The organism is Bradyrhizobium sp. (genome assembly GCF_035570375.1).
In the GTDB taxonomy this organism is placed as follows: domain Bacteria; phylum Pseudomonadota; class Alphaproteobacteria; order Rhizobiales; family Xanthobacteraceae; genus Bradyrhizobium.
On sequence record NZ_DATMLW010000224.1, the window covers coordinates 1 to 5,566 of the forward strand.

General features: G+C 60.9%; 5 protein-coding genes and 1 pseudogene. 4 read left to right on the plus strand and 2 right to left on the minus strand.

Features of this window, described 5'->3' with window-relative positions; translation table 11 throughout:
- The 4 genes and pseudogenes from VNX23_RS24325 to VNX23_RS24340 form a co-directional block, all read left to right on the plus strand.
- Positions 1-316: pseudogene (locus tag VNX23_RS24325) on the plus strand (class I poly(R)-hydroxyalkanoic acid synthase); the annotation flags it as partial.
- Positions 317-427: 111 nt separating this feature from the next.
- A complete protein-coding gene (locus tag VNX23_RS24330) occupies positions 428-907 on the plus strand; it encodes a MaoC family dehydratase (RefSeq protein WP_325634115.1) in 480 nt (159 codons plus the stop codon).
- Between the two features lie 96 nt (positions 908-1,003).
- Positions 1,004-2,662: an acyl-CoA synthetase gene (locus VNX23_RS24335; RefSeq protein WP_325634116.1), complete on the plus strand. Its 1,659-nt coding sequence runs from the start codon at positions 1,004-1,006 to the stop codon at positions 2,660-2,662.
- On the plus strand, positions 2,659-4,443 hold the full coding sequence (locus VNX23_RS24340; protein ID WP_325634117.1) for an acyl-CoA dehydrogenase: 1,785 nt from the start codon (positions 2,659-2,661) through the stop codon (positions 4,441-4,443). Before VNX23_RS24335 ends, VNX23_RS24340 begins: the two co-directional genes overlap by 4 nt.
- Before the next feature lie 568 nt (positions 4,444-5,011).
- Here VNX23_RS24340 and VNX23_RS24345 read toward each other — a convergent pair.
- Positions 5,012-5,263: a hypothetical protein gene (locus tag VNX23_RS24345; protein WP_325634118.1), complete on the minus strand. Its 252-nt coding sequence runs from the start codon at positions 5,261-5,263 to the stop codon at positions 5,012-5,014.
- Entirely contained in the window at positions 5,247-5,411 is a 165-nt protein-coding gene (locus VNX23_RS24350) for a hypothetical protein (RefSeq protein WP_325634119.1), read from the minus strand. The genes VNX23_RS24345 and VNX23_RS24350 overlap by 17 nt, the downstream gene beginning before the upstream one ends.
- Between the last annotated feature and the right edge of the window lie 155 nt (positions 5,412-5,566).

The window sequence follows — 5,566 nt, forward strand, 5'->3', positions numbered from 1 at the left end:
GGCTTGGCGGATAGCGCAGCTGACAAGTGCGAAGACGCGCTTCGTGCTTGCAGCGAGTGGGCACATCGCCGGCATGATCAACCCGCCGTCCGCAGGCAAAGGCGGCTACTGGACCGACGAGACCGGCGATGCGGCGGCGGCTGGGACGGCGGCGGCTTGGCTGGCTGGCGCGAAAAAGCACGAGGGCAGCTGGTGGGGCGATTGGACCAAATGGCTTGAGGCCCGTTCCGGAAAGAGAATACCGGCGGCGGCTGTCGGCAGCGCTGCCTACCCGCCGATCCAGGACGCACCAGGAAGCTATGTTCTGGAAAAATAGCATGGGGGATCTGTCCCTATCGGACATCAAATCTGGAGGCATTTGTGTGCAGATCTTGACAGCAGCCAAAAGTGAATTGCGGGTTTCCGTACAATCCAGGAGCGCGGTCCGATGAATGAGCTCGGAGGTTATGAATTTGCAGATCTGCGGGTCGGGATGTGCGCCACGTTCGCCAAGACCATCACGGAAGCCGACATCGTCCTGTTCGCCGCCGTGTCCGGCGACAACAACGCCATCCACATCAACGAGGAGTTCGCGGCAGGCACCATTTTCAAGGGCCGCATCGCCCATGGATTGCTGTCGGCAAGCGTAATCTCCGCGGCGATCGCCAACAAGCTGCCCGGTCCGGGCAGCATCTACGTGTCGCAAAGCCTGCGATTCAGGGCGCCTGTCCGGGCCCACGATACTGTCCGTGCGACCGTCACAGTCAAAGAGATGATCCCAGTGAGATCTCGCGTCTTGCTCGCCACGGTTTGCACGGTTGGCGGACTGGTGGTGATCGAGGGCGAGGCCCTGGTCGCACTCCCTGCTCCCTCCCCCGCTGAATATCTCAGTCCGGTCGTGTTCGAAAAAGAGGCTGCCCTTGCTTAGGAGGTCGTCCACGGAAGCGGCAGCAGGCCAATTCAATGTGTCACGCGACACTCGTGGAACCGGTACAGCGCCGACAACAATATCGAGGAGAGGGCAATGACGACGTTATTGGAAATCAACACTCAGAGAGGCGGCCCGTACAGTGCTGGCCTGGGTAAGACCGAGGCGAACTACGCCTCGCTCTCGCCGCTGAGCTTCTTACCTAAGGCCGCCGAGACCTATCCGAACGGGATCGCCGTTATCCACGGCGAACAACGCAGGACCTGGGCAGAGACCTACGCACGCTGCCGCCGTCTCGCATCGGCTTTGCATAAGCGTGGAATAGGTTCCGACGATACCGTTGCCGTGATGGCGCCAAATGTTCCCGCCATTTACGAGGCCCATTTCGGCATCCCGATGATCGGCGCGGTGCTGAACACACTGAACATTCGGCTCGACGCCGAAGCGATTGCGTTCCAGCTCGCGCACGGCGAAGCAAAGGTACTGATCACTGATCGCGAGTTCAGCGGAACCATACAACGGGCGTTACAGCTGATGGAACGCCGGCCGCTAGTAATCGACATCGATGACAAGCTGAACGCAGGTGGCACCCTGCTCGGAGAGAAGGACTACGAAGCGTTCCTGAAGGAAGGCGATCCCAATTTCGCCTGGTCCCTGCCGGAGGACGAGTGGGGGGCCATCGCCCTGAACTATACCTCTGGCACCACGGGCAACCCCAAGGGTGTGGTCACGCATCACCGCGGAGCATACCTGAACGCTTTGTCGAACATCGTATCCTGGGCCATGCCGGCACACGCGGTCTATCTTTGGACGCTGCCCATGTTCCACTGCAATGGATGGTGCTTTCCCTGGACGATGGCGGCCATCGCCGGAACGAATGTCTGTATCCGGCGGGTTGACGCGAAGCTGGTCTTCGAGGCGATCCGTGAAGATGGCGTCACCCACATGTGCGGCGCCCCGATCGTCTACAGCATGTTGATCAATGCTGCAGGTGAATCGAACGGCGGTTTCGGCCGCAAGGTTAGCGGCTTCATAGCTGGCTCCGCTCCCCCCGCTTCCGTCATCGAGGGCATGGAGCGCATGGGCTTTGACATCACCCACGTGTATGGCCTGACCGAAACCTACGGCCCGGCGTCGGTGTGCGCGAAACACGAAGAATGGGGATCCATGCCGCTGACCGAGCGCGCTAGGCTGAACGCGCGCCAAGGCGTTGCCGGTCTGGCGCAGGAGGCGATGGCAGTCCTCGACCCGGACACGATGAAGCGGGTGCCATCGGACGGGGAGACCGTCGGCGAGATCATGTTCCGCGGCAACATCACGATGAAGGGCTACCTGAAGAATCCCTCCGCCACGGAAGAGGCTTTCGCCGGGGGTTGGTTCCACACCGGGGACCTCGCGGTGATCGAGCCTGATGGGTACGTCCGCATCAAGGATCGCTCGAAGGACGTGATCATTTCCGGTGGCGAGAATATCTCCTCAATCGAGGTTGAAGACGTTCTGCACCGCCACCCCGCGGTGGACTCGGCCGCCGTGGTGGCCAAGCCTGACCCAAAATGGGGCGAGGTGCCGTGCGCTTTCATTGAACTTCGGCCAAACACAACAGCAACCGAGGTAGAGATCCGCCAATTCTGCCGCGAGCAGATGGCCGGCTACAAGGTGCCAAAGCGCGTGGTGTTCGGCCCGATTCCGAAGAATGCGACCGGCAAGATCCAGAAGTTCATGTTGCGCGAAGTCGCAAAGGGGCTGGGGTCATGACCTATGCAGCCCCCCTGGACGACATGCGGTTCGTGCTCAACCGTCTGGCCGGTTTGCCGGAGATCGCCACTTTGCCCGGCTTCGAGGACGCCGATCCGGAACTTGTCGAGGCCATCCTGATCGAGGCAGGCCGTTTTGCCGGCGAAGTGTTGGCGCCGTTGAACTCAACCGGGGACCGTCAGGGCTGCCGCTGGTTCGATGGGAAGGTCGCCACGCCGGACGGCTTCCCCGCGGCCTATCAACAGTTTATCGAGGGCGGCTGGCACTCGATGCCGGCCAGCACCGACATCGGCGGCCAGGGAATGCCAGCGTTGGTGTCGAGCGCGGTAGCCGAGATGTGGAAATCCGCTAATCTGGCCTTCTCGTTGTGCCAGATGCTTACCATGGGGGCCGTTGAGGCACTCGTGAATCATGCATCTGACACGCTCAAGCAGCGCTTCCTGCCGAAGATGGTCGCTGGCGAGTGGACTGGAACCATGAACCTGACCGAGCCGCAGGCAGGCTCCGACCTCTCCGCAGTGCGCACGCGGGCAGAGCCGGACGGCGACCACTATCGCCTGTCCGGATCGAAGATATTCATCACCTGGGGCGAGCACGACGTTGCGGAGAACGTCATTCATCTCGTCCTCGCCCGATTGCCGGACGCGCCCGAGGGCACACGCGGGATTTCGCTATTCGTCGCACCGAAATTCCTGGTCAATCCGGATGGCAGCCTCGGCGCGCGCAACGACCTTGTTTGCGCCTCCATCGAACACAAGCTCGGCATACATGGCTCGCCCACGGCCGTGATGTCATACGGTGACAAGGAAGGGGCGGTCGCCTACTTGGTGGGCGAGCCGAACCGCGGCCTCGAATACATGTTCACGATGATGAACCATGCCCGGCTGAATGTGGGGCTCGAGGGCGTGGCGGTCTCCGAGGCGGCCTACCAGCACGCCGTCGCATATGCCCGCGGTCGGGTGCAGGGCAAGCCGATCGGCGGTGCCGAACGCGACCCGATCATCTATCACCCTGACGTGCGCCGGATGCTGATGGATATGCGTGCGCGCACCGAGGCGATGCGCGCGCTCGCCTACTGCACGGCCGCCTGCATGGACCGCGCCAGGCATCATCCGGACCCCGCGGTGCGGGCGCCCAACCAGGGCCGGGTCGAACTGTTGACCCCGGTGGTGAAAGGCTGGTGCACCGAAAGTTCAATCTTGATCGCCTCTACCGGAATCCAGGTGCATGGCGGAATGGGCTATGTAGAGGAAACCGGCGCCGCGCAGTATCTGCGCGATGCCCGGATCACCACTATTTACGAGGGCACCACCGGTATTCAGGCCAACGACCTGCTCGGCCGCAAACTGGTCCGTGACAAGGGGCTGAATGCGGGAGCGCTGATCCGCGATATGACAGAAGAGTTGGACGCGTTGGCACTCACCAACGACGCGGATCTGTCAGCGATTGCGTCTGTGTTTAAGGCGGCGCTCGGCGCGTTCGAGGAGGCTACCGCTTGGCTGCTGACGCGTTACGATAGCGACCCGCGCGAAGCGGTTGCCGGGGCGGTCCCGTATTTAAAGCTTACCGGTATTGTCGTGGGCGGATGGCACATGGCGCACGCCGCACGGATCGCTCGCGATCTGTTGTCGGCCGGCGAGGAGAACACCGCCTTTCTGCACGCCAAGATCGCCACCGCACGCTTTTACGCCGAGCACGTACTGCCGGAGGCCGCTGCAGCACGGGACGAAATCACGACTGGCGCTGGCTCGACGTTGGCGCTGGAGGAGACGTCATTCTAATTTCGCATGCACGTAGATGAACTGCGTGCCGGCTCGGGGCGGCTCAGGAGGGTATTGAGGCCGCCGTTCGCATCCGCTTTGAAGGTGCTTACGACTCCGAAAGAGTGAAGCCTACACGCTGCGCGAGCACATTGCCCTTGTTCGGCGCGCCGTATTAGCGCGGACCAGTGCGCCGCCGGTTGCGGCAGGCTAGGTTAAATCTGGTCGAAGACTTTTGGAAAGAGATCGTCTACACCGACGCGCGGGGGTATTGCTAATGCAGGTTTATATCGTTTACCCGCAGATTGAGGCCGCATCTGACGTTGACGCGGGCAGAGTCACCGAGGGATTTTTCGTGATTGAAAATGGCGACACAGTCGTCATGACCAGCGAGCACGGGACCGCTGTAAGAGATTCCGACGGCAAGCGGATCGAGCAAAAGCTGGCGCCTGGTGAGAGCGCGCATAAAATCGCAAGTCGATTGACTCTCAAAATTTTCTATGCCCGACGGGACGACACGGGCGACTTCGATCGGTCGACAGAGTCGCTACGGTACGCACAAAGTGGGTGTTTTGAAGCTATAAGAGGTTCACCGGCAATCTTGTGGCGGCTCTTCGCTATAACGGTCGTCGGGTGAAAATCCTTTCGGACGTGGCGGAGCGAGCCTCTGTTCTTCCGCAATCGCTTTGTCGATTTGCTCGATCACAGTTTGAATCTCGATAAAGATGGTTCGAGATCGAGGCGTATCGCTGTAGGGCCGCGCAAGTTCCTCTGCTACCTCGCGGCGCGCCTTGACCATCTGTTCACGAGCATTCTGCAAAGTCTTAACGTAGTCCGTCATCGTCGTTCCCTTTGTTGACAGTGACGCCGTGCTCTTTCGCGAGCGCGGCCACGATGATTTCGGCGTCCCGGTAATTCCGATCTGCCAATGCGGTGGCGAGCGCCATCAATGCGCGGCCTGTAAAGCCGCGGTCAGTCTTCTTTGCCATGTGTGATAGGCGAGCTAGATCGCGACCGTAAAGCGTTCGATCGTATTGCACTCAGAGCATTCGAACGTGCGGAGGTCGAAACCCCGAGTAGCCGGTTCGATGCAGGTAAGCCTCATCGGCTTACGGCATTTAGAACAGGCCAGGATTCCGATTTC

Excerpts from the sequence above, each read along its gene's own strand:
- VNX23_RS24330 (WP_325634115.1), top strand. The coding sequence starts at position 428 with ATGAATGAGCTCGGAGGTTATGAATTTGCAGATCTGCGGGTCGGGATG.
- VNX23_RS24335 (WP_325634116.1), top strand. The coding sequence starts at position 1,004 with ATGACGACGTTATTGGAAATCAACACTCAGAGAGGCGGCCCGTACAGT.
- VNX23_RS24340 (WP_325634117.1), top strand. The coding sequence starts at position 2,659 with ATGACCTATGCAGCCCCCCTGGACGACATGCGGTTCGTGCTCAACCGT.
- VNX23_RS24345 (WP_325634118.1), bottom strand. The coding sequence starts at position 5,263 with ATGACGGACTACGTTAAGACTTTGCAGAATGCTCGTGAACAGATGGTC.
- VNX23_RS24350 (WP_325634119.1), bottom strand. The coding sequence starts at position 5,411 with ATGGCAAAGAAGACTGACCGCGGCTTTACAGGCCGCGCATTGATGGCG.